The 297-nt window shown below is 40.7% G+C and carries 1 protein-coding gene; it reads left to right on the forward strand.

What is annotated here, in order from left to right:
* A partial coding sequence (locus tag V7659_RS21630) for a glyoxalase (RefSeq protein ID WP_335542156.1) occupies positions 1 to 271 on the forward strand: 271 nt, incomplete at its 5' end.
* Positions 272 to 297: the final 26 nt, after the last annotated feature.

Consider the following 297-nt stretch of genomic DNA (forward strand, 5'->3'; position numbering starts at 1 on the left):
AATTGAAGTAGAAAAGCCTGCCGAATTAAAGAAACGGGGCGGTGCTTGGTTCGAATTTGGGACCTTTCAACTTCACATTGGTGTAGAAGAACCGTTTTCACCAGCAAAAAAAGCACATCCTGCCTTAGTTGTTGAAAATATTGAAGAATTAAAAGGACATCTACGTGAAAAGGGAGTTATATTTACAGAAGACGATCTACTTCCAGGGGCAAACAGAATTCACCTCAATGACCCCTTCGGCAACCGTCTTGAGCTCTTAGAATGGGATTAGGAAACGCTTTTAAATAATGACTGTGT

Source organism: Neobacillus drentensis, from assembly GCF_036966985.1.
GTDB classification, from domain to species: Bacteria; Bacillota; Bacilli; order Bacillales; family Cytobacillaceae; genus Neobacillus; species Neobacillus drentensis_E.